Genomic DNA, 20,169 nt, shown 5'->3' on the forward strand with positions numbered 1-20,169 from the left:
TTTGTCTTTGATTGGAAAGGAAGTTTAATGACTGGGGTCATCCCCGCATGCGCGGGGAACATGGGTAGGACAGGAATTGAACGTTCGCGGGCGGGGGGTCATCCCCGCATGCGCGGGGAACATGGCGTTTGGGGCACGAAAGTATTAAGACAACTGGGGTCATCCCCGCATGCGCGGGGAACATCTGCCCGAAACCCTACCTACTCGCACGCCCGTGGGGTCATCCCCGCATGCGCGGGGAACATGGTGTTAAAAGCAACTACCGGCTGGTATTTGAGGGGTCATCCCCGCATGCGCGGGGAACATCGGCTTCAACAGTTACTGGCTGGTCGATCGGGGGGGTCATCCCCGCATGCGCGGGGAACATGGTTTGCGGTAGGCCCATGCCTAGCCGTTTATAGGGTCATCCCCGCATGCGCGGGGAACATTTTTCACGTGGTGAGTATCCAAATACACGCGGGGGGTCATCCCCGCATGCGCGGGGAACATACTTAGGAATCGTTGATTTCCTAAGGAATTAATTAAATCATAACCGTGTTTCTGACCAACTTTATTTGCGTTGCCGACGCTCGATCGAGCTTTTGTAGTAACGTCTACGCCCCGCAATCGACCATCCCGAAGCCTCGCGCACCTTCGCGCGATCCGTCACTTTGCCCGTAACTTCCTTGTCCGACAGGTCAGGCCTACGAATGAGAGTCATGCCATCAAAGTCAGTAGCTTCCCAAGCATCACCAATCGTCTTAATCCCTAAACGCTGCTCATTCCTTTGAGGAAAGATCAAGGTGGCCCTGCCGCTACCAATATTCTCGCAAGTAAACGCCCAAATCTGATCTCGAACTCGTGCAGACGCCGTTCCTACAAAAACTCCTGGCGACACTTCAAGCAACCACCTCGTCAACTCGCCACGCAAACCCGTTGACACTGCAGTTGTTACCAGAACCATCATGAAAAGCCCTAGAAATCAGCGTAGTTCGTACCAGCAGCCACAGAACTTTGCTTCAAGTCCCACAACGAAACTACGTTCGCTTCCAACTGCTCAGCCGTCACAGTCTCGCCCTCTAAAAGAATCTTCACATCACGAACAGCACGTTCAATGATCTTCTTCTCAAATATGCTGTCCCGCATCTTCTTCCTCGCCATTACAACGCAATCATCCGGATAGTCACGAGCAACATCAAACGCAATAGGAATCGAAGTCTCCGCCTTATATAAATCCGCGATGTCGTAAACGAAAGACCTGTCATGCCCCACATGCACAAAACCAAGACCAGCAGAGCAGCCCAATGACACTATAACCGCGTGTATCACGCCATAAAGAGAGTAATTTGCAACCGAAAGTGCCTGATTAACAGGATCACTATCACTAAACCGATTAGGATCGTAAGCCCTTCGAGTCCAAGGCACGCCCGTCCGCACCGAGTTCTGCTTATAAACTTCCCGCATGCGTGCGCCCTCACGCCCCCGCAGTGAACGCATACTTAACGCAGAGACATCCTCTCCTGCAAAACGCATGCTGTACATTGATCGCGCAACCTCAAGACGAAGCCTCTCGTTTGAAACTTTTCTCGCCTGCTCTTGTAATAGAGCCGTAGACTGCGCCAACGATCTACCGTGCGCGTAATAGCGCACAGAGTTCTCCCCCACCCAAACGCATGTGACACCGCACTCCGCTACCAACGAAACCGCCTGATGACTAACACTAGTGCCAGGCCCCAACAGCAAGGTTGTAATGCTTGCTGCCGGCAAGCGAACCGTGCCTTTCTCGTCTCGTATAGTTAAAGAGTTTTGATCGCGGTGGATAACACACCTCTCCACATACAAAAATGAAAGACGATCAGTTACACGCGGTAATGCGACACGTTCGAGCGGGGGACGTGAACTCATTACATTTCCTACCTAACAGGACTCAAAGTCATCAACCCACATCCATATGCTTTAGCCCGCCCAATTCCTTCAACAAGCGTCATACGTAATAGATCCGGATCGACCACTTCTAGAACACCCTCATACGTGACAACGCGCAGCGACACCCTCCGGCGACTATCCGCTGCCTTCAAGAAGGAGACCTGCTGACTTCTGGTTACGTCAACAGCCGGAGCTTCTGACCCATCAGGAAGAGCTTGTGGCACAACTTTGAAGCCATGCTGAGACGCCCTCTCCAACAACCAACGTATTTGATGTTCAGGAGTCTTGTGTCCAACCCGTTTGCCTCTCCCACCCCTCACAAACTCCTGTTTCACAGGATTCGCAGTCAGACGGAAATGAAACTGCTGCCCCTTAGCCAGATTCTCAACAAGCGGTGAATAATCTCTACTCACTGCCGTAGGAGTCTCGGGCCAGCCCGCCTGTTCTTGAATGACCGCCAGGTCCGGTTTCATTTCAGAAACCACATAGAGGTAGGTAGCCCGGTCATCGTAATCTACCCGCCACAGTACGCGGCCGTTAGCATCAGCCATCGACCGAGGGAAACAACTAAGCACAGCAGCGTGCATGCGTTGCGGGCTACCAAGCAGTTCCCGCGCGCCACGCTTGTTGGGGTTCAACTCACATCTACTGAGATACACAGCTATCCCTCCAATGCACTGATCGGGTCATGAACCGGCTTGGTTGCTTCAAGCATTACCACCGAGGTTCGCGCAACTCTTCGCCAAGCATACTTTCGATACGTGCGGTCAAAACTAACCGGAACGTCCCGCACGGTTTCAACAAAGCAAGCTGGATCAGCATCATTCTCAGCATCTGCATCAAATACCAGATCCGCACTATACCCAACGCGAAGTTGCCTCTTCTTAAACCAGTCACTCGCCTGCCATGGCAGGTTAGGCGGCTCCAGCGCATCCTTCACCCCCAGGTCAGACATACCAATAACCAGGGGAGTTGTTGGAGGGCAAGAACGCCTACCCAAAAACAAGGGAAACACCGGCGCGTTTAACGCATCCTTTATGGTTTCTAAAAACTCACGGTCCCCTTCGAGGGCAACCGTAAACACCGCATCAGCAAGATAAAGTCGCCGCGTCAAAGGCATCTTCCTCCCACTGTCATTTTCAGCCGTTTGAAAATCCTCCAACAATGTGCCTGGCTGATCGGTTCGCACAGCCATTTTCAAGCGCGCTAGATCATCTACAGACGCATCGCGAGGCCGGCCCAGAGCGGCAGCCAAAAGCCCTACAATTCCGGACTTAGTTGGCTCCCGCCTCGTACCACGGACCGTAAACCTCGAGGAATCACCCCACGATTGAAGAGGTCCCGCAATTCGAATCAGAAGCGTGGTCACTCGCCATCACCTGTCGGAATTGCGGTAGCCGCCACTTGCGTCGCAAGCGAATCTAGCGAGAACTTGTTATCTGTAAGCCTTGTAAGCGAGCCAGCGGCCCTGTCCGCAACCATTACAAACTGGTCCTTCGGATCGCCGTACGCTTCATACATGGTTTGTGCATAGTCAATCAGCGAATCGACAGACTTTTTCACATACCCGTCACCACGATCGGAACGAATTGCGGACTCAAACGCTCCTACCAAAGACATCGGCCCCTCACGCAAAGTCACATAAACACCTGCCGGCAGCGTGTTGTTAGCAAACGTGTTCACCTTGCCTGAAGGCATGGAACTCACAAATGCTTTAAGGAAAGCTTCCACGGCGTTGCGTGCATCATCTGAACTTTCCAAATTCGAAACCAGCTGACGAACATTTATCGTTGCGTAACGGTACAAACAGGAAGATACGAACTCTACGGTTCCGATCATTCCGGCGCCCGCATCAGTCTTATCAGTCATCGCTTTGTAGTCATCAACAGCTGTGAAGTAGTCAAACTCAGTCTCAACCGCATGAGTGGAAATGGCGTGAGCCACTTGACATGCAGCATCAATATTCAAAGCTGGCGTATCAGCCACCATACGTCCAAATAGGGCCATGTCGAAAGCATTATCAGACTGCAAAGCTTTCATAGCTTCAGTCTTCTTCGGCTTGCCCTCGCTCTCTAACGCAAGATTAGCAAGGGCCCGAACCTGAGCTTTAGAGAGGAAGAACAGCGTCTTTAGCTCTTTAGCTTTCTCCTCACCATCACCGTCAGTCTTAGTTACGGCTTCCGTACCAATACCAAGCTGTTTGAACACGCCTTCGGCTAGCGCGGTTGCCCGCTCAGCTGCCTCTGGGTCCAGCTGAACAATTTCTTTTGCCACCAGTTCAAGAGCACGCTTAGTGCGAGTGCCCAAATACTCATCCGAAACGAAAGCTCCAAATGTCTCCCGGGTAGCTCTCTTCCAAGATTGCGAAGAAACTCGGTGGCGCCTAACACCGCCGTACAGCGCGGTCTTTGGGCTTCCTGTCTCATCACGGTTTACATTGGAAGAAGGCAGCGGTTGAATAACGTGAATGTCAATAAACATGAGAGTCCTCACTTGTCAGTTAGTTCTTTATCAAGATTGTTAGATACGTAGTCTCGTGACCAGGCGCGCCGGACCCGTTCCCGACCAAACGCGGCATCATAGTCGAATAGGTCTTGCACCAGCTTGTAATAGTCGAGCTTGATATTCGCCCCGCGCATCATTGATATGAGAGCTGCAATATGGCGAACTAACTCATCAAACGAGACTGCTGTAGCTGCTGCGTTCATACGCCTTCGCACACCTTCAGACTCGCTTCCCTCTATGAAAGCCAGCTGCCTCGCTGCCCCAGCAAAGCTGACACCTTCCTTGTGCATGAGATCCGACTTGCTTTGCTGGTGGCGTGCAAACAGGCACATCGCGGCATGAACTACCCGCTCTTCATGAGTTAACCGTTCGCCTCTAATAGGAGGCATCAACCCATCAGGCACATGCGTCAAATCCCAAACCTGTGGGTCTGCCGCATATGGAGCAAAAATAGACCTCCGCAAGGTGGCAAGTTGACCTTTCGAAGTGGAATCACCAGCTTCTGCTTTCGCATACAAAGAGCGAATTCTGGCTACCACCAGTTTTGCGAGTTGGTTTCTTTTCTCGGTGTAACTCAACAACTGAGCTTCACTGCTCATCAGTTTCATCCCCCTCGTAGTTTCTCAAAGTTTTACTAACAGCTATCCTCAGGAAGATTTGTGCCTTCCCTAAACTCATGGATTCGTTCCCCAAGTAGGCGGCTTCGTTGACCGATCTTGACAGCTCTTCTTCACGCTGTCGCACAACATTTCTAAGCTGATCCGCCCATCTTTGACGGGCTTCTTTCTCATTTGAACCAACTGAAACAAGCCAGCGCCTGAATAGTTCATCCAGAATGAAGAAAGTAATTTGTTTTTCTTTATCGCGCGCCATAGTCGCCTGATCAGATGAACTACTTATTGACGTTGCCTTCAACAAGTTGGAAGCAAAATAAGAAATATGAGTAACCACATCCTGAGTAGACGAAAGCGTGTCTATAATCAGCCGACGCATCGAAGTACTAGATAGTAATGAAGCTGGTAAAAGAACTCGATCGTCAAAAAGCTCGGCATAGGACGATGACTGCGGCCCGTACTCATAACCCACTCCCCGCAGCGGAACGATCTCTTTTTCGCTCACAAAATGTTGCCATACTAGGTGCGCATTCCATTTGACGATTGCGGAGGGCAAGTAGCGAGGAACTTCCGTCTTATTACGACCTACATATTTAGGGCTGGTTCCAACCAGTACGGATTCTAAACCTCGCCACATTGCAACGGACGGATCGTACATTCGCGGCATATACACATCAGTCTTAAATTTTGTTGACTGCGGTTTCGAATACCGCCAGGTACTCATCGTCTCGAAATCCTGCTTGTGTTGGGGAAGAATTTTGTCTCCTTGCGCAAGCAAAACTGAATGAACACGATCATCTTCTCTAAAGAGCCGAACGCGACGTGACTGCCATGTCAAAAGCTCGACAATGCCGTTAAGCGGCGCTTGTTCAGCACCCGCAGGGCCTCGCTGTTGCGAAGTGTCTGGCGTTCTCTCCCAGGGCGCTAGATCACCTGCGGGATTCGGGTATTCGAGCTGAAGATCCGCGAAATAATCTACCGGAACCAGGTTACGAAGAATCGTTTGATGCAGGTTTTCGGCCTCAACCCATATCAGTCCCAGTTGGCCTGCCCAACCTGTGCCTATGGGGTAGCCTTTCCCGCCTTTTACTCGCGGGTCGCCCAAAGCTCCCGATTTGATCCCAGACGTGTCGTAACCCTGACAGTGGACGAGCCATCTCGCAGCTTCAGCGAGACTTACCGATTCAGCCCCTTCCCCGCTGCGCATAACCATGAAAGGCTCACCATCTGGAATCTCCGCAATGATCTTCGCTATCGAATCCGTCTTACCTGACTTAGTTTCAAGATCCGCAACCTGCATGAAAGGCGAATCCGCATCAAAAAGCCAAAAACGATCTCTTGTCCGGTCAAGGTATTCTTCGACCGTGGAATACATCAGCGCCGGATCTTCCCACGCGTCTTCCCAACTTTCAAAGTCAAAAACCTCAACAACATCTTCGTCGTCAAACTCACGATAAGCGCAATACACGATTGCTAACAGCAGCCGCAAAATCGCGCCATCCATCGTTCCTAACTCCGATGAGATAGACCGAATATTCTCGGCATCCCGAAACACTTCTCTCAATGAAAGCTCACGAACACTTCCATCAAGAAAGGTCACGGGAAGCCATTCTTCCTCTACAAGATTGAAGTATCTATCAGTCATCCTTGACCTCCTCAAGACCTCTTTCTCGTGTGTACCTCAATTTTCTTCCAGCCAACACGGCCTGCCCATCTCGAAGCGGCAAAACTAGTTGGCCTGCAACCAGCCTGTTTTTCTGCCACTCACCAACATGATAACTAAGTTGATCTAATATTTTATCAATATAGCGAACATCTGCGGCGAACGCGGGCAAACGCACCATTGATTCGCTCAAAAGTCTCGCTTCTTCGTCAGATATAGGTCCGTTCATTGGCAGGAATCTAACATCGCGGTCACTTCCCGGATCAAAAATCTTCCACACCGGGTTGTCCGCAGTTCCCTCATCTTCAACGAGTAGAACTTCTATTGTGTCTTCTCCATCACGAACGCGAGCCCTGGCGGACGCATCATCATCTGTAGTCGACGCATCGAGCCAATTGGTTAGCCCATCCCTGCCTTCACCGGGGCTACGCAAGCGGAATGTTTTTGCGCTTTCTTGGCGAGAACGCGCCGTATCAGCAGCTTGTTGTTCTAACACGGACTCAGCCGTTTCCCACCTGGGGTTACTTGCACCCGCGCAATCAAACACCTGATATGTCAGTTCCGGTATTTCGTCTGGAATCACCAACTGACGCGGTTGCTTCATACGTAGCAGCTCGGCGGTTCGAAGCAGAAGCAACGGTTCGTAGACGTTCCACTTGATAGATTTCATCTCTTGCGGAGCGTCGTTACCTAAATCGGGAACACCAATTAAGAAGCACTTGGGTGTACGAAGCCGTTCGGGCCGCTCGCGTTCGTGACGGTGGACTCTACCAATGCGCTGAAAAACTAAATCGATAGGCGCTAAATCAGTGATTATTGCGTCGAAATCTAAATCCAGGCTTTGCTCAACCACTTGAGTTGCTACCACGATTTGCCTACGCGGCCTGCACACATCCGCGCCGGGTTTACCAAATCTCTTAAGCAACCAAGCATCGTTTCCTGAACGATGCTTAGACGTGAATCGAGCGTGCACAAGCCGCACGTCCTCCCCGAAGATCTCTTGTAGCTCGCCGTACACCTTCTGCGCATCCTTGACAGTATTGCGAACTACCAGCAGGCATCCACCATCGTCAAGTAGACGGCTTGCAAGGCCAGGAATGTCTCGCTCTTCAACGAACTCGTAATTGACACACTTTGCGGGCAAAGCCTGCGGCATTTCGATACTCGTTGCCCTTTTCTGCTTCGTGTAGGTGAGCACTGGATAGAGCAAATCTGGCTGGCCTGCTTCAGGCTCACTCACCTTTCTGGCTCGGACCGCTTTCTTCTGCCCCGCTTCATCTCGCACTAATGCCCCACGCGCATAGGCATCTGTAATCTCTTTTCGAATACTAGGAGTCAACGTTGCAGACAGCGCTACTACCGGCACACCATAAGCGCCCAACCATTCCAAAGCCATATAAAGGTATTCGCGCATGTACACGTCCGCAGCATGAATCTCGTCAATAACCACAACTTTGCGGCTAATCCCCATGTGCCTAAGCGCCAAATACCTGGCTCGCAAAGCGACCATTAACAGTTGATCAATTGTTGCAACAACGATCTCAGACAGAAGACTCTTCTTGCCTGACATCCACGGCGAACGAACCGTCTTGCCAGAAATATTCGCCTCACTATTAGATACATCTGGAATGGAAGGAATGTATCCTTCTGAGTCAAACCCGAAGTCCCATGCACTGTACGAATTCGCAAATTCCATGTTCTGATACAGCTCATTCATCTGAGCTTTTCCATGCATCAGCGCCATAGTCGCTTCACTTGCGTTACCGGCAAGATCAGTACCCGATTCAACCCAATTTTTAACGCGAGCGAACATGCTGTCCGTAGTGCTTTGGGTAGGCAACACCATCAGAATTCCGGAAGCACCACTCCTTTGAGCCAGGATTTCTGCCGCGAGCAGCCCGGCCTCGGTTTTCCCTGCCCCCATGACATCTTCAATCAAGAGAATCCCCGGAGCATCCATCTGTCTCGCAACGTTCAACACTTCTGACTGAAGTGGACGCGCTACCGCAGACGGCCCTAATCCAAACCTACGCCTCACCACTTCATCAGCGTCGCCCTGCAAGCTCGCCGCTTCCCAAGTTGGAGAAATATGAACCAGGTTCCAACCTCGTTCCACGCGCTGACGGAAAAGTTCTTCATTTTCTAAATATTTTTGCGGCTCCTGCGACCCTATGGGGAAGATCGGAAAATAGCGATCATTTGATGCAATCCAATCCGAAATAATAGTGAGCCCTTCAAGAACCACTAATGCCGCTTGCGTCCAGCGCGTATCCTTAACTTCATCCTCAAAATCCCCCAACCCGGAACGCTCAAACAACCAGTCCAGAAGCTCGGCTCTAGACTCAACCCAACCTTCAGCGCCCAACTTGTCTTGTGAACGTCGAGCTTCAGTTAGTTCAATAACCGAAGCAGGCACCCCATGGTGACCGCCAACGACCGACCCTAATGCAACCGCCGCACGCCGCTTCCAGGAGCGTCCCATCAAGTAGGCAGACACAAACTCGGCACCAACCAATCCGTGCTTCAAAGCCGAACGAGTCATCGGGGCTATGAAGGGATTATCGAATCCTAAATCAATCACGTTCACGTGTAGCGCAGGCACTTTCCCCGAAAACGGAGGACTTGCCTTGCCAATATCGTGAGCGCCCACAAGGAATCGCGCGAGTGCTTTGACCGCTTCTTTCGAAAGCCTTCTAGGGGATTGATTCATCAGCGTCTCGAACTGCATGGGTGCGATCCACTCTTCTAAACATTTGTCAGCCACCCCCATCGCGTCCATGGCATGCAAGTACAGGGGAAGCCACGCCGTTGGTTGTCCACCCTCGTAGTTGGAACTCTTCGCCCACAGTTTCCGCGTCGCTGCGTTAAGCATTTGCCCCTCACAAAGTGTCATCTTTTTGGTTGTTTTTATCTAAGCAGAGGGTACGGACATTATTTTTGAAACCCGCTAATCGCTCGGCTGGCGATAAGGTAAACCCCGCTAGCGCGAGGAGCATGCAACCCGCCTGCCCCGCTTTTGAACCACATGATGAACTGCGGATGCGAGGGGCGTGGTAAACGCGGAACACTATAGGCAACGAAAGGAGAGGTCATGTCACAATCACGCAAGATCCGAGTTGCCATTAACGGGTACGGAAACCTGGGGCGAGCAGTTGAGCTGGCCGTGCATGAAAGCCCCGACATGGAGCTCGTCACCATTTTCACCCGCCGCGACCCGGCAAGCTTGGGAACTAAGTTCGTCCCGGCAGCACCCATTGAGGACGCCCCCAAGTACGTTGGGCAGGTGGATGTTTGCGTGAACTGTGGGGGTTCGGCCACTGACCTCGTAAATCAAGGAACGCAGTTTGCGGCCCTGTTCAACACGGTTGATTCTTACGATAACCACTCCAACATTCCCGCCTATTTTGATTCGATTGACGAGGCTGCCAAAGCCGCGGACCACGTCAGCGTGATCAGTTCCGGTTGGGATCCCGGCCTGTTCTCTCTGACCCGCCTCATGGCACAGGCTGTGCTCCCCAATGGTTCCACCACAACATTTTGGGGGCCGGGAGTGTCTCAGGGGCATTCGCAGGCGGTTCGCCGCATCGAGGGCGTGGCTGACGCCGTCCAGTACACGCTTCCCGTAGAAGCTGCCAAAGAGAGCATTCGCGCCGGCCAAAACGCTGAGCTTTCCACGCGGGATAAGCACACGCGCCTGGTCTACGTAGTTGCGCAAGAGGGCGCTGACAAGGCCGCGATTCGCGAAGCTATCGTCACTATGCCTGCCTATTTTGCGGACTATGACACCACGGTTGAGTTCATTAGCGCCGAACAAATGGCCAGTGACCATTCGGGAATGCCGCACGGCGGCGAAGTGATTCGAGCCGGCGAGACGTCCCCGGGAACACACCAGGCGATCTCATACCGCCTCACCCTCGAATCTAATCCGGAGTTCACGGGCGCCATGGTTGCCGCAACCGCACGGGCAACCGCGCGCCTATTCGAGGCTGGCAAGCGCGGGGCCGCAACCGTTTTCGACATTCCTCCGGCCTACTACTCGCCAAAAACGCCCGCACAGCTTCGCAAGGAGCTACTCTAAACCGCAGGGCGAAATAGCCAAGCAAAACACCGGCCCCTACGCATGCAGGGGCCGGTCTTTGTATCTACTCACCTACTGTGGTTACTATCCGCGAATGGTTACAACAGCCTCGTCGAAAAATAAAAATCAGCGCAAAGGTGGGAATTCTCTTAGAGAAAATAGGGACTCAACTGGAACATCGAAGAACGCGGCCAGTTGGAGTGCGAGGGCAAGCGAGGGAGCATACTCGCCGCGCTCTAGGTAGCCAACCGTCTGGTAGTGCACGCCAAGGGCGTCAGCAAGTTCGCGTCGCGAGACTCCCCTGTCTGCCCGCATAACTGCGATGCGGTTATAAACTCGATCCTCAGCCATTACGCACCCAATTGACTACGAAGATTATTTTGCATTTTCTGCATTGCTCCTATCGACTCGTGGCGGAAGAAGCGTTTGATCAAGAACGATGCAACGAAAAACCCAGCTACGAGCCACAGAGCAAGAATACCCGAGGCTAGCAAGGGCTGGAACGACCCAATTACCTCCGCGGCGCCAGCCTGGGCGGGCATCACCACGGAGCGCACAAGGTGGCCAGACCAGAACGTTGGCAAAACTAGCTGCACCGCCTGCACCGGTCGGGGCAAAATATCTAAAGGAAACGCGATCCCAGAAGTCGCGAACAAAGCGAGCACGCCCAGGGTAATCACGACATTTCCATACATTTCGCGGACTAAGCTTCCGAGAATCAACCCAATGGGAGCGTGCGTAGCAACAGAGAACAACATAACCAGCACTACCAGCAGCGTGGTTCCCGCACCTAACTGGCTCATATCAAAGAAAACGAATCCGCCGATCAGAATTAGAATCTGCATAAGCAACACAACGATGCCAGTCGAAATTGATTTACCGATCGCCCACGCCATAGGCCCATTCGGCAGCGACCTGGCGCGCAACAAAACCCCGGAACTACGTTCCATCATCATCTCCGAGGTCAGCTGAATGATGATTAGCATCGAAAGTCCCGCAGTCATCGAAATGACCATGTACCTGCCGATCGAGGTCCCGATCTGCTCCAAGACTTTGCCATCTATCCATTTGCCCACACCTAAAATCACCAGGGGTGTGAAGAATAAATTGAAGATAGCAGCGCCCAGTAGGTTTATGCGTATCTCGGCCTTCACATGCATGCCGATCATTTTCAAGAATCCAGACACTTTCACAGCACGCCTCCCTTCACCTCAGCTGGTTTCACTTCGACCGCATCGTTGTTTTTCTTGTCATCGACGAGGGCAAGGTAGGCGTCCTCTAACGTGGGCCGCGAGATTGAAAGGCCGGTTATGACATCTAGATCCAGCGTTTTGACAAACGCTTCCACATGATTGGTAGCGTGAACAAAGCGCTTGCCGTCTTGTTTCCACGTAATCTGTGCGGGTTTTGCAAGCTGGTCACTAAGTTCAGGTACGCTGGCATCCGCGATGAGCTTGCCGTCTTTGATAATGAGGATGCGCGACGCCAGCTTTTCAGCTTCATGCAGGTCATGAGTTGTTAGCACAACGGTTGCTCCAAGGTCTGCGGAGGCACTCACTATGTCATGGATCATCGCCTTCGCCTCCGGGTCGAGGCCGGTGGTTGGCTCATCGAGCAAGAGCAGGTTGGGCTTGGAAATCATGGCGGCGATGAAGTCTACGCGCCGGCGTTGGCCACCAGATAGGGAACTCATTTTCGCTTTTCTTTTATCTCCCAGACCCTGGCTTGCCAACAGCTCGAACGGGTCATACGTGTCTGCGCCGATACTTTCATGTGCGTATTGGATCCACTTCAGGTGCTCTTCGACGAGCCACTTTTCGTGATCTTTCCAGTGTTGTTGCACGAGGCCGATCCGCGTCCATTCACGGGCAGAAAAATCAGTCGGATGCTTTCCGAATACTCTTATGTCACCCTCGTCTGGCCTAATGGAGCCCATGAGGGTTTCGACAAAGGTTGTTTTACCAGCGCCGTTTGGGCCGAGGATAGCTACAACCTCTCCCCGGCTGATCGACAGGTCAATGCCACGCAGGGCCTGCACTTTCCCGTAAGCGAAATGCAGACCGTGCGCTTCTATCAAGGCAGCCATGCACCCTCCAAACAATCTATATAACTTACATCTCTAAATATAGCATTTCTACTATATTCGACAAGATCTCAGCTACTTTGCTTTTAGCAATTTAAACTTCTACACCTACAAACCTGCATAACCACACCTATCCAACCTCCAGCCACTCGCGCTTCCATGCCTGCTTTGCAATAGTGGAAGCATGAGTGTTCGCCGCAATAACGACGTGTTTGTCAAAACTGATTCATCGAACCCAGATGCACCGGAACTGGAAGCGCTGGGTTTGCAGTGGCTTGGTGAAGCCATGGAGTTTGGTGGAGCACACGTGGTGCCCGTCGTCAGCGTTAAAGATGGAGAAATCTCGACGAGGGCGGTGCAAAGCAGCTCGGTCACGCAGGAAGCGGCGTTCCAGTTTGGTCGAGCTTTGGCACTAACACATGCGCAGGGAGCGAACTACTACGGGCAGGCTCCCCTGGGCTGGGAAGGTCGCGGCTGGATGGGGATGGCTAACCTGTCATTCACCAGGCCCGGAGAATACTGCACGTGGGGCGATTTCTTTGCGCAAGAACGCATCTTGCCACACCTTCCAGTAGCCATTAACAATGGAGCGATTCCGCGCGGATACATGCGGGTTGTTGACCAGGTGTGCGAACGCCTTCGCGACGGCGATTTTGATGCGCCCGAGCCCGCCCTCGTCAAAACATCTGCTTCCAGGATCCACGGCGATCTTTGGAGCGGCAACGTACTGTGGTCGCGCTCTGACCTACTTGATTGGGCGCCCGCAAATGCCGGACTCGGCACCACTCATCAAGACCTACCAGGAACAGTAGGGGTGCTGATCGATCCGGCAGCATGCGGCGGCCATGCGGAGAAGGATCTGGCTGACCTAAGCGTCTTCGGCCAGCCCCACCTGGGTGACATTTACGCCGGTTACGAGGCCGAATCTAAACTTGAAGCCGGTTGGCAAGAACGCATTGGTTTGCATCAACTTCACATTTTGATAATCCACGCAGAGCTGTTCGGCGGTTCTTACGGGGACCAGGTGATAGCGACCTGCAAACGCTACGTATAACCGCAAGCCCCTGGGAACAAGGCGCGAAAGCGTAAGAAGCAAGCACTACTGCGAGCACTCACACGCCGTCAATCTTAAACCACTAAGACGGAGATTAGGCAATACAGACGGTGCCCTGCTCTCGCGAGCAGAGAGCTATTAGAAACGACAGGCAAACAGCTAGCCAAACATTTGAACAGACGTCAGACACTCGGGAGAAGATCCAAAACTCTGCTCAGAGGAGTGACCTGGCTCACCTTGTTTACCCATTGTTAACGCGTTAGACACTTAATTTTCACATTAGTCGTGTTCATTTCTGTCCTCCCAAGCTGGAAAACTCGTTAGAAGAACTGCACATTTTGGTCAGCAAAACACGTCTGAGCAGCATTTTTGATTTTACCTACTCAATTTGGCTGTAATCTGGGGCCCTTATCGGTTAACAAAGAGGTTTTAAAAAATGGATAAGACAATTTTCGCTCACCGCGGCGCCAGTGCCATCGCTCCCGAGAACACCATGGCCGCTTTCAAGAAAGCAGTCGAGGCCGGCGCCACCTGGATTGAGACAGATGTGGACGTCCTGAAGGACGGAACACCAATCCTCATTCATGATTCGTCTTTGGATCGCACAACGAACAGGTCTGGTAGCTACTACGACCTCACGGTTTCTGACTTGGATGACATTGACGCAGGCTCCTGGTTCTCCCCCGAGTTCGCGGGCGAAAGAATCCCCACGTTAGCGCAGCTCGTGGCATTCATGAACGAGACGGGCCTTAACGCGAACATCGAAATCAAGTCGAACGAGGCCGGAGCGCAAATGAGCCTCCAACTGGTTGACGCGATTTTAAAAGAACTCGAAGCCCTAGATGGTCCGCAGGTGATCATCTCTTCGTTCAACCACGTACTGTTGAAAATCTTCAAGGACAAGGCGCCCCAATACAGCGTGGGCGCACTGTTCGTGGCCGAAAACCTGTGGGATGACTGGAAGTCCATCCTCGAGCTCGTGGGAGCCGACTACATTCACCCTGACGACTCCACACTGACCCGCGCTCAGGTGCAGGCGTTCCGCGAGGCCGGATACGGGGTGAACGTGTGGACGGTGAATTCCCCCGCACGAGCAAATGAACTTTTCAACTGGGGCGTGACCGGTATTTTTACCGACGTCGCACACCAGATGTTAAAGAAGTAAACCCATCTAAATTCAACTACTAGAAAGAAATACAAATGGAAAGTGCAGCAGCTTCTGGAAAGAAGAGCCGCCTCCCGGCATTTTTGCGCCGCGGCAAGGCCGCCCCGTTCCTAACGGTGGTAATGGCCGGTCAGCTAACGTACTCCGCATTTGAGGCGTTCAAGGGATCGCTAATGATCCCACTGACCAACGTCCTTGGCATTTCGATTGGTCAGTTCGGTATCCTCATGGGCTGGCTAGGTATCGCAATGTTCCTTTACGTGCCAGGAGGCTGGGTGAACAACCGCTTCACCATCCGACAGCTCCTGGTCGCCTGGTCCGCGTGGCGCTGCGCTACCGCGCTCATCCTCTTCTTGATTCCCGGTCTTAACTTCAACGTAATGATCGCGATCGCGATTTCGTGGGGTGTTTGGGACGCCATCGGCTGGCCCGCAGTGGTTAACGGGGTTGCGTTTATTTCTAAGGACGAAGATCAAGAGGGTCGTGGCCTTGCAATGGGTCTGCTTGAGTCGATCCGCCGCGCCGCTGAGTTCTTGATGAACCTCATCGTTGTTGGTCTGCTCGCAGTATTTGCAGACCACGCCACCAGCGTCATGCGCATCATGGCAATCCTGTACACGGTCATTCTGATCCCGCTGATCTTCGCAATCCTTCGTTGGGTGCCTAAGAACGCTGTTGCGCAGGCTGAAAGCGAAAGCGATACGCAGAACAAGGCTGCTCTGCGCGGCCTTATTCACGTTCTTGCTCGCCCGCGCGTTTGGGCTGCTGGCATTGCCGCGCTGTGCGTCTACTGGTCGTACGTCAACCTGATCTACTCTTCCGCTCCGTACCTTTCCCTGGTGTTCAAGGCAACGGATGCGCAGGCTGGCGCGTTCGGCATTTTCAACACGGGCCTCGTCGGCATTTTCGCAGGCCTGGTAGCTGGTCTTCTTGCGGATTACGTATTCAAATCCTCCACTCGCATGATGGCCGTGGCACTAACCGTTACGGCTATTGGTTCGATCGCGATCTTCATGCTTCCGCCTACCAACATTTGGGCTGCAATGGGTCTGCTATTCATCATGGCGTTCGGCGTATTCATGGGTAAGGCAGTTATCCTCGCCCCGATTGCCGAGTTGAACCTTCCTGACGAGATCAACGGCTCCGCAATGGCTGTAGGCTCATTCCTCGCTTACGCTTCGATCCTGTGGGGCAACCCCACCACGGCTGGCCTGGTGGATCGCGCAACCGAGGCGGGTAACCCCGCGGCTGGATACCAGCAGGTGTTCATGATTACCGTGGGCGCTTCGGTTGTAGGCGCGCTTGCTGCGTGGGCGTTGGACTACACCAATAGGCGGATCGCACGCAAAGCTGAGGTAGCTGCGTAAACGACCACTTGAGTTTGTCCACTAAGAGGGGCGCTTGGCATCAGCCGGGCGCCCCTTTGCTTGCCCGAAGCCAGTGCTGATTAATATGCTGGACAATTGAATAAGCACCCAGCCGATGGGTCTCACCGAGTGGGTGCTTTGGCGCGCTCGAAGGGATTCGAACCCCCAACCTTCTGATCCGTAGTCAGATGCTCTATCCGTTGAGCTACGAGCGCATTGGTTGTTACCTGAACAAGTTTAGTGGGTATTCCGGCAAACAACCAAATCAACAGGTTGTCATACTCGCCACAGTCCAAGCGGCAGGCGAACCGTTACTTGACGATATCGATCCCCAACGTCGCCGAGGCATCCTGAACCCCACCAACATTAGTTACGTTCGTGAAACCTTTCTGCTCCATGATCGCTACAGCCTTGCCGGAGCGCTGACCGGAACGACAGTAAACGGAGTAAGCCCCATTAGGATCCAGAGAGGCAATGGCGTCCTCGAACCCCGGATCAGTAACGTCAATGTTCACCGCGCCTTCCAAGTGGCCTTCCGCATACTCTGCCGGCGTGCGCACGTCCAAGATGGTGCCAGCTTCAACAACGCTTTCCATGGTTATTCCCTCATTTTCTTTCGTTTCAGTCTGACTATCCCCAGCGCATCCAGCTAAAATGAAGGCCGCGAGCGACACCGCGAGCGTCTGTGCAACCAGCTTCTTCACGCGATCCTCCAATACACCGATGCGGAAATGGTTGTTTAACAAAAGCTTGCCGGTATTAACAACAGTTGTCTAGTTGGACACCAACGACACAACGCCGAAAAGTCACGCATTAAATGTGAAAAGTACACCTTTTTTGTTTAGTAGCATTAAACGGCGAGTCCGGTTAGGACAACCTCCCAACCGGCTGGACACGAGCAAAACGCCTTGAACAACGCGCGCTCAACCGGAGGTGCCGAAGGTATGCGTTGCGGCTGTTACAAAGACGTGCATATTTGCCTCAGCGCGAAGTGAATAAGAAATTTCAAAGAGACTAGGAAACTTATGGTGAAGCTCAAACGCTTTGCGGGTGGGATTGCGGTAGCCGCTGCGGGCGCCCTGATTCTAACCCCGCTCACCCCCGTGCCGTCCCTGGCAACCCCAGCGGGCGACAACGTAGTAATCAACGAAGTTTACACGCGCGGAGACAGTGCCGATGGCACTCTTCGTGACTTTGTTGAACTGTACAACCCAACAACTGAAGCGATCTCACTTGACGGCATGTCACTTCAGTACTTCAGCAAAAAGAACCTAACTGCCACGAAAGCCAGCGTCTCTCCTCTGCAAGGAACGATTGCCGCTAAAGGATACTTCTTGGTTGCTGGAAACTCGGCAGACAAGAATGGTCAACACGAAGCGTTCCAAAAGTACGATCCGGACGCTCAAGGCAACTTCAGCCTTGCCGGAAATGATGGAAGCGTCATCCTGGCAAAAGGCACTGAGGCTCTAACGGTTGCGGGCGATACTTCCGCAGACGCAAATGTAATTGACACCTTTGGGTGGGGCGCCACAAAGGTTTTTGAGTCCGCTGCAAATGCAAACAAGTCAAAGGGTGACAAATCGTTCCAACGCGCGAACGGTGCGGACACCAATAACAACACGTCCGATTTCTCGGTATCCACTGCTACCCCGCAAAACAGCAAGGGTACGGTTACCCCTGAAGAACCTACCAACCCGCAGACACCAGAGCCGTCTGATCCGCAAAACCCCGAGCCGGTAACCAACATCATTTCGATTGAGGAGATTCAGGGCACCGGACCAGCCTCAACAATGGTGAACCAAACGGTGACCACCCGTGGCGAAGTCACCGCGATCTACCCCACCGGCGGTTTCAACGGCGCTTACATTCAGTTCAACGGCACCAACCCGGACGCTTCGGACGCGGTCTTCATTTACTCGAAGGACTTCGCTAAGCAGTTCCAGATTGGCGATTTTGTTGAGGTCACCGGCAAGGTAAGCGAATACCAGACCAAGGGTGCTACAACCTCTTCCACGCAAATCTCCGCTACCTCCTTCAAGAAGATTGATCGTCCCGAGGGTGTGGAAGCAATCCAGCCTCTAGAGCTCGAAGCGGCACCAGATACTGAGGAAGGCCGTGAAGCTCTCGAAGGCATGCTTTTGCAGATCACCAAGGCTCATACGGTTACTGATAACTACGGAACTAACCGCTACGGCACAGTGCTACTCACCACGCAGGACAAGCCGCTACGCCAACCTTCTGACGTTTACCATCCGGCAAGTAATCCCAACGAGATTGGGGCGCTCGAAGCTGCTAACAAGGCCTCTATTATCGCTCTCGATGATGGCCAATCTACGGATTACACCAATTTCAAGTACCCGAACCACCTCATTCCGGTTCCGTATTTGAACGTAAATGACCCGCTTCGCGTAGGCTCGAAGGTCACCATCAAGAAGCCGGTGGTTTTAGACTTCCGCTTCCAGTGGAACTACCAGCCAACCGAGCCGGTGAATGTTAAGGGCGTGGACAACACCGATAAGTGGATTGACATCACCAACAATGAGCGGCCGGCAGCCCCGGGTGATTTCAGCGAAGCCGGCGCTAACCTGACCCTCACCTCTTTCAACGTCCTGAACTACTTCACCGACCTGGGTGAAAACGAAGCAGGTTGTAAGTACTACCGGGATCGCGAGGCTCGGCCTGTGACCGCCAACTACTGCAATGTTCGCGGCGCATACTCCAAGGCTGCTTTCGAACGTCAGCAGGCAAAAATTGTTGCCGCTATTAACGAGTTGGATTCCTCCATCGTTGGCTTGGAAGAGATTGAGAACTCAGCTAAGTTCGGTCACGATCGTGACGAGTCGTTGAAGCAACTCGTACAAGAGTTGAACAAGGCGGCAGGTGCCGACAAGTGGACTTTTGTGCCTTCCCCTAAGGACGTTCCTGCAGACGAGGACGTCATCCGCTTGGCCTACATCTACCAGACGGCAGAGGTAACCCCCATTGGAGATTCTTCGATCCTGATGGGTAGCGAATGGTTCACGGGTTACGCTCGCGAACCGCTGGCCCAAGAATGGCAGGCACTTGACGAGGGGCAACCGGTTGGCACCAAGTTCGTAACCGTTGTTAATCACTTCAAGTCCAAGGGTTCCCTTGCGAAGAAATTCGAAAATGACGAGGACGAGTGGCAGGGCAACAACAACCTGCTCCGCATCGCGCAGGCTCAGGAAGTCACCAATTGGGTGGCCGCTCAGTTTGCTGGCAAGCCAGCCATTCTGCTTGGCGATCTGAACTCCTACTCTAAGGAAGATCCGGTTCTTACCATCGAGGAGGCCGGCTACACTTCAGTTGCTGACATGTTCAACATCCAGAATGCTTCCTACCTGTTTGGCGCACGCGTTGGCTCGCTTGACCACGGCCTCGCAAATGATCTTGCGAAAGATCTGGTGGTCGGAGCTGACGTTTGGGACGTGAACGCGATGGAGCCGCTGGCATTCGAATACTCGCGTTACAACTACAACGTTAAGGCAGACCAGCTGTTCGATCTGACGCCGTACCGTTCGTCTGACCACAACCCGCTCAAGATGGGGCTAAAGACGTTCGAAAAGACGCCAGAACCCGGCGGCCCCGGTGAGGACAGGGTTGTGAGCCCGGCTACGCCGGAGTTCATCAATCCGTCTGCCTCCGATCCGGCCTCATGCACGGTAAAGCCGTTCGCAACCGTTAAGGACATGGAGGGCGTGAAGTACACGGTCA

General features: G+C 52.9%; 17 protein-coding genes, 1 tRNA gene and 1 CRISPR repeat array. Of the genes, 5 read left to right on the plus strand and 13 right to left on the minus strand.

Annotated features, from left to right (window positions below; translation table 11 throughout):
• Positions 1-33 precede the first annotated feature (33 nt).
• Positions 34-489: a CRISPR direct-repeat array (repeat unit 29 nt; unit sequence GGGGTCATCCCCGCATGCGCGGGGAACAT).
• 61 nt (positions 490-550) lie between these two features.
• The 8 genes from cas2e to HMPREF2891_RS07675 are packed head-to-tail and all read right to left on the minus strand — an operon-like array spanning position 551 to position 9,559.
• Positions 551-946, minus strand: coding sequence for a type I-E CRISPR-associated endoribonuclease Cas2e (gene cas2e, locus HMPREF2891_RS07640; protein WP_070664818.1), 396 nt, complete (start codon positions 944-946; stop codon positions 551-553).
• An 8-nt stretch (positions 947-954) separates the two neighbouring features.
• Positions 955-1,884 (minus strand): type I-E CRISPR-associated endonuclease Cas1e, encoded by a 930-nt coding sequence (gene cas1e, locus HMPREF2891_RS07645; protein ID WP_070619150.1) that lies wholly within the window; start codon positions 1,882-1,884, stop codon positions 955-957.
• A gap of 8 nt (positions 1,885-1,892) precedes the next feature.
• Positions 1,893-2,564 (minus strand): type I-E CRISPR-associated protein Cas6/Cse3/CasE, encoded by a 672-nt coding sequence (gene cas6e, locus HMPREF2891_RS07650; RefSeq protein ID WP_070619147.1) that lies wholly within the window; start codon positions 2,562-2,564, stop codon positions 1,893-1,895.
• A 2-nt stretch (positions 2,565-2,566) separates the two neighbouring features.
• Positions 2,567-3,274 (minus strand): type I-E CRISPR-associated protein Cas5/CasD, encoded by a 708-nt coding sequence (gene cas5e, locus HMPREF2891_RS07655; RefSeq protein ID WP_070619144.1) that lies wholly within the window; start codon positions 3,272-3,274, stop codon positions 2,567-2,569.
• Positions 3,271-4,386, minus strand: a complete 1,116-nt coding sequence (cas7e, locus tag HMPREF2891_RS07660) for a type I-E CRISPR-associated protein Cas7/Cse4/CasC (protein WP_070619141.1) — start codon at positions 4,384-4,386, stop codon at positions 3,271-3,273. The genes cas5e and cas7e overlap by 4 nt, the downstream gene beginning before the upstream one ends.
• 8 nt (positions 4,387-4,394) lie before the next feature.
• Positions 4,395-5,018, minus strand: a complete 624-nt coding sequence (gene casB, locus HMPREF2891_RS07665; RefSeq protein ID WP_083309364.1) for a type I-E CRISPR-associated protein Cse2/CasB — start codon at positions 5,016-5,018, stop codon at positions 4,395-4,397.
• Positions 4,999-6,669 (minus strand): type I-E CRISPR-associated protein Cse1/CasA, encoded by a 1,671-nt coding sequence (casA, locus tag HMPREF2891_RS07670; protein WP_070664820.1) that lies wholly within the window; start codon positions 6,667-6,669, stop codon positions 4,999-5,001. The genes casB and casA overlap by 20 nt, the downstream gene beginning before the upstream one ends.
• Positions 6,662-9,559, minus strand: a complete 2,898-nt coding sequence (locus HMPREF2891_RS07675; protein WP_070664822.1) for a CRISPR-associated helicase/endonuclease Cas3 — start codon at positions 9,557-9,559, stop codon at positions 6,662-6,664. Before HMPREF2891_RS07675 ends, casA begins: the two co-directional genes overlap by 8 nt.
• A gap of 219 nt (positions 9,560-9,778) precedes the next feature.
• Here HMPREF2891_RS07675 and HMPREF2891_RS07680 point away from each other — a divergent pair, with 219 nt between their 5' ends.
• A complete protein-coding gene (locus tag HMPREF2891_RS07680; protein ID WP_070619127.1) occupies positions 9,779-10,765 on the plus strand; it encodes a diaminopimelate dehydrogenase in 987 nt (328 codons plus the stop codon).
• A gap of 126 nt (positions 10,766-10,891) precedes the next feature.
• On the opposite strand, the gene HMPREF2891_RS07685 is transcribed toward HMPREF2891_RS07680, so the two are convergent.
• From HMPREF2891_RS07685 to HMPREF2891_RS07695, 3 genes are read right to left on the minus strand one after another with little or no spacing between them, the layout of a single operon-like run.
• Positions 10,892-11,116 carry a helix-turn-helix transcriptional regulator gene (locus HMPREF2891_RS07685; protein ID WP_070619124.1) on the minus strand — a complete coding sequence of 75 codons (225 nt, stop codon included), beginning with the start codon at positions 11,114-11,116 and terminating at the stop codon, positions 10,892-10,894.
• Positions 11,116-11,958: an ABC transporter permease gene (locus tag HMPREF2891_RS07690; RefSeq protein ID WP_070664824.1), complete on the minus strand. Its 843-nt coding sequence runs from the start codon at positions 11,956-11,958 to the stop codon at positions 11,116-11,118. Before HMPREF2891_RS07690 ends, HMPREF2891_RS07685 begins: the two co-directional genes overlap by 1 nt.
• Positions 11,955-12,851 carry an ABC transporter ATP-binding protein gene (locus HMPREF2891_RS07695; protein ID WP_070664826.1) on the minus strand — a complete coding sequence of 299 codons (897 nt, stop codon included), beginning with the start codon at positions 12,849-12,851 and terminating at the stop codon, positions 11,955-11,957. The genes HMPREF2891_RS07690 and HMPREF2891_RS07695 overlap by 4 nt, the downstream gene beginning before the upstream one ends.
• Positions 12,852-13,032: 181 nt before the next feature.
• On the opposite strand from HMPREF2891_RS07695, the gene HMPREF2891_RS07700 reads away from it, so the two are divergent.
• From HMPREF2891_RS07700 to HMPREF2891_RS07710, 3 genes are all read left to right on the plus strand, one after another.
• Entirely contained in the window at positions 13,033-13,902 is an 870-nt protein-coding gene (locus HMPREF2891_RS07700; RefSeq protein ID WP_070664827.1) for a fructosamine kinase family protein, read from the plus strand.
• Between the two features lie 436 nt (positions 13,903-14,338).
• Complete coding sequence (locus HMPREF2891_RS07705) at positions 14,339-15,067, plus strand: glycerophosphoryl diester phosphodiesterase (protein ID WP_070619113.1); 729 nt, start codon at positions 14,339-14,341, stop codon at positions 15,065-15,067.
• Positions 15,068-15,102: 35 nt separating this feature from the next.
• A complete protein-coding gene (locus tag HMPREF2891_RS07710) occupies positions 15,103-16,434 on the plus strand; it encodes an MFS transporter (protein ID WP_070619110.1) in 1,332 nt (443 codons plus the stop codon).
• Between the two features lie 139 nt (positions 16,435-16,573).
• On the opposite strand, the gene HMPREF2891_RS07715 is transcribed toward HMPREF2891_RS07710, so the two are convergent.
• A tRNA-Arg gene (locus HMPREF2891_RS07715) sits at positions 16,574-16,649 on the minus strand.
• A gap of 96 nt (positions 16,650-16,745) precedes the next feature.
• The gene (locus HMPREF2891_RS07720; RefSeq protein WP_070664829.1) at positions 16,746-17,138 is read right to left on the minus strand and encodes a rhodanese-like domain-containing protein; all 393 of its coding nucleotides are present in this window, start codon (positions 17,136-17,138) and stop codon (positions 16,746-16,748) included.
• A gap of 324 nt (positions 17,139-17,462) precedes the next feature.
• Here HMPREF2891_RS07720 and HMPREF2891_RS07725 point away from each other — a divergent pair.
• Positions 17,463-20,169 (plus strand): ExeM/NucH family extracellular endonuclease (locus HMPREF2891_RS07725; protein ID WP_261666856.1); only part of this gene is annotated, 2,707 nt, incomplete at its 3' end.

This window comes from Actinomyces sp. HMSC065F11 (assembly GCF_001813085.1).
Lineage (GTDB): Bacteria > Actinomycetota > Actinomycetes > Actinomycetales > Actinomycetaceae > Gleimia > Gleimia europaea.

Bases quoted from the DNA above. Each gene is read 5' to 3' on its own strand.
- casB (WP_083309364.1), bottom strand. From the start codon at position 5,018: ATGAAACTGATGAGCAGTGAAGCTCAGTTGTTGAGTTACACCGAGAAA.
- HMPREF2891_RS07710 (WP_070619110.1), top strand. From the start codon at position 15,103: ATGGAAAGTGCAGCAGCTTCTGGAAAGAAGAGCCGCCTCCCGGCATTT.
- HMPREF2891_RS07685 (WP_070619124.1), bottom strand. From the start codon at position 11,116: ATGGCTGAGGATCGAGTTTATAACCGCATCGCAGTTATGCGGGCAGAC.
- casA (WP_070664820.1), bottom strand. From the start codon at position 6,669: ATGACTGATAGATACTTCAATCTTGTAGAGGAAGAATGGCTTCCCGTG.
- cas1e (WP_070619150.1), bottom strand. From the start codon at position 1,884: ATGAGTTCACGTCCCCCGCTCGAACGTGTCGCATTACCGCGTGTAACT.
- cas2e (WP_070664818.1), bottom strand. From the start codon at position 946: ATGATGGTTCTGGTAACAACTGCAGTGTCAACGGGTTTGCGTGGCGAG.
- HMPREF2891_RS07705 (WP_070619113.1), top strand. From the start codon at position 14,339: ATGGATAAGACAATTTTCGCTCACCGCGGCGCCAGTGCCATCGCTCCC.
- HMPREF2891_RS07695 (WP_070664826.1), bottom strand. From the start codon at position 12,851: ATGGCTGCCTTGATAGAAGCGCACGGTCTGCATTTCGCTTACGGGAAA.
- cas7e (WP_070619141.1), bottom strand. From the start codon at position 4,386: ATGTTTATTGACATTCACGTTATTCAACCGCTGCCTTCTTCCAATGTA.
- HMPREF2891_RS07680 (WP_070619127.1), top strand. From the start codon at position 9,779: ATGTCACAATCACGCAAGATCCGAGTTGCCATTAACGGGTACGGAAAC.
- HMPREF2891_RS07675 (WP_070664822.1), bottom strand. From the start codon at position 9,559: ATGCTTAACGCAGCGACGCGGAAACTGTGGGCGAAGAGTTCCAACTAC.
- HMPREF2891_RS07700 (WP_070664827.1), top strand. From the start codon at position 13,033: ATGAGTGTTCGCCGCAATAACGACGTGTTTGTCAAAACTGATTCATCG.